Below are 2,636 nucleotides of genomic sequence, written 5' to 3'. Positions count from 1 at the left end.
TGAGTATTCCGGAGTGAAATCCATCACCTGTCCGGCCATTGGAAATCACCATTCCGGTCAAACGGAAATCAGCATTCCAGAGATGGAAATCACCAATATCCTTTCTTAGAATAGTGATATGCACCTTTGGTGTAAATCTATTCTAAGGAGGTCAAAAGTATGACCCAATACCGTGAAATCCTTCGGCTAACAGCCTTAGGACTCTCGCAGCGAAACATTATGCAAAGCATCAATGTTTCGCAGAAAACCGTCGTCAAGGTCCAACGTCGGGCGAAAGAGTTAAACCTCTCATGGCCATTAGACGAGTCCTTGACTGACAGTGAGCTTGGGAAGATGATGTTTCCCAAACAGTCGAAGCAGACGCCTAAGAAGATGCCTGACTTCGATTACATCCACAAGGAACTGCTCCGCAACGGAGTCAACAAAAAGCTCCTGTGGACGGAATACCTGGAGGAATGCCGAATGTCCGGCGAAGAACCCCTCATGTATTCCCAGTTCTGCTATCACATCCAGCAGGATGAGCAGAAACGACATGCAACGATGCATATCCCCAGAAAACCCGGCGAACAGGTCGAGGTCGACTGGGCCGGTGACCCTGCCTACATCACGGATCCGGATACCGGTGAAATGATCCCCGCATGGTTGTTCGTAGGCGTGATGACCTACAGCATGTATCCGTATGTCGAAGCCTTTATCAATGAGAAGCAGCGCGCCTGGATCACGGCTCATGTACACATGTATGAGTACTTCGGAGGTGTGACCAGAATACTGATTCCGGACAATACCAAAACGGCAGTGCTCCACACTGGCGACTGGTATACGCAGGAACTCAACACTGTTTATCATGAAATGGCCGAGCATTACAACACAGCGATCCTTCCTGCCCGCGTGCGGGCTCCGAAGGACAAACCGAACGCAGAGGGATCCGTTGGGGTCATCTCCACATGGATCACCGCAGCGCTCCGCAATGAACAGTTCTTCTCGCTGGCCGAACTGAATCGTGCTATCCGTGAAAAGCTCGAAGAATTCTCTCACCGGCCCTTCCAGAAAAAAGAGGGCAGCCGGTATGAGATCTTCGTGGCGGAAGAACTGCCGTTGATGGCTAAATTACCGGCTACCCGTTATGAACTGGCCGAATGGAAGTCAGCCACTGTTCAGTTCAATTATCACATATCTGTCGACGGAATGCTATACTCTGTTCCTTACGAGTACATCAAACGCAAAGTCGACGTACGGATAACTGATCAGGTAGTCGAAATATTCTTTAACCATAACCGAATCGCCTCTCATCGCCGCAGATACGGACGCAAGGGGCAGTACAGCACCATCACGGAACATATGCCGGAGGACCATCAGAAATATCTTGAATGGAACGGCGACCGTTTCCGCAAATGGGCTGAACGCATCGGAAGCAATACGTGCAAGGTCGTCAATGCGATCCTTGCCTCCACGAGAATCGAGCAGCAATCCTATCGCAGCTGTATGGGGCTTCTGAGGCTGGCAGAGAAATACTCTCCCCAACGACTGGAAGCCGCCTGTATCAAGGCACTGTCATACACTGCGAGCCCCAGCTACAAGTCTGTGAAAAACATTCTTGTCGCCGGAAAGGACAAACCAGAAAAGGTTGATCCTAAATCGGAATCTGCTAAATCCCGTAACTCTCATGCCATCACCAGAGGTGGTGACTACTACAGGAGGTAACTGACCATGACGAACCAAAGCACTATTGATAAATTGATCGAAATGCGCCTGACATCCATGTCTGATGCATTTCTCACACAGATGGATGACCCGAAGATGAAGGATATCGCTTTTGAGGATCGTTTCGGGATGCTGGTCGATATCGAATACAGTAACCGAAAGGCCAACAGCCTCAAACGTCTCATACGCAATGCCGGTTTCGATCAGCCGGAGGCGTTCATTGCCGACATCAACTATACATCCGGGAGAAAACTCAACAGGAAACTGATCGAGCGACTCTCCACCTGTGAATATATTACGGAGCACCGGAATCTGTTCATCACCGGAGCGACCGGCAGCGGAAAGACCTACCTGGCCTGCGCCTTTGGCATGGAAGCCTGCAAACAACGCTACCGGACGAAGTATGTTCGCCTTCCGGATATGCTCCTGGAACTTGAACTTGCACGATCCGATGGAACGTACAAGAAAGTCCTTGCCAAATACGCCAATCCGGTCGTACTGATTCTGGATGAATGGCTGCTGCTGAAGCCGACTGAGGCTGAGCAGCACGACATTCTGGAACTGCTCCACAGAAGGCGGAAGAAATCATCCACCATCTTCTGTTCGCAGTATGAACCGGATGGCTGGTACGATCAGCTGGGAGGCGATGACAGCCCTCTGGCTGAGGCTATCCTGGATCGTATCAAACATGATGCCTACAAGATCAATATCGTACCTTTGGATCCCACCAACTACCGCTCCATGAGAGAGGTATATGGATTGGATCCTGAACTAAGCGAGTAAACAGGCAGCGGTTTCCCCGTTCCGGAATGGTGGTTTCCACCGCCGGAACGGCGGTGCCGTTGAACCGGAATACACGTATTTATGATTTCCACCGGCCGGACTGGTGATTTCCAGTTCACCGGATTTGCGCTTTCAGCGCACCGGAATATTCA

Annotated in this window: 2 protein-coding genes; both read left to right on the top strand. The window is 50.6% G+C overall.

Annotated elements, in window-relative coordinates; genetic code table 11:
- Nucleotides 1-159: 159 nt before the first annotated feature.
- Nucleotides 160-1,701, top strand: coding sequence for an IS21 family transposase (istA, locus tag FYJ64_RS11255; RefSeq protein WP_154575210.1), 1,542 nt, complete (start codon nt 160-162; stop codon nt 1,699-1,701).
- A 6-nt stretch (nt 1,702-1,707) separates the two neighbouring features.
- Complete coding sequence (locus FYJ64_RS11250) at nt 1,708-2,484, top strand: ATP-binding protein (RefSeq protein ID WP_090164370.1); 777 nt, start codon at nt 1,708-1,710, stop codon at nt 2,482-2,484.
- Nucleotides 2,485-2,636 lie beyond the last annotated feature (152 nt).

Origin of the sequence: Hornefia butyriciproducens, from assembly GCF_009695915.1 — a bacterium.
In the GTDB taxonomy this organism is placed as follows: Bacteria; Bacillota; Clostridia; order Peptostreptococcales; family Anaerovoracaceae; genus Aminicella; species Aminicella butyriciproducens.
The sequence above is the reverse complement of the archived record's forward strand: the minus strand, read 5'-3'. Positions and strand labels throughout refer to the sequence as shown.

Bases quoted from the DNA above. Each gene is read 5' to 3' on its own strand.
- istA (WP_154575210.1), top strand. From the start codon at position 160: ATGACCCAATACCGTGAAATCCTTCGGCTAACAGCCTTAGGACTCTCG.
- FYJ64_RS11250 (WP_090164370.1), top strand. From the start codon at position 1,708: ATGACGAACCAAAGCACTATTGATAAATTGATCGAAATGCGCCTGACA.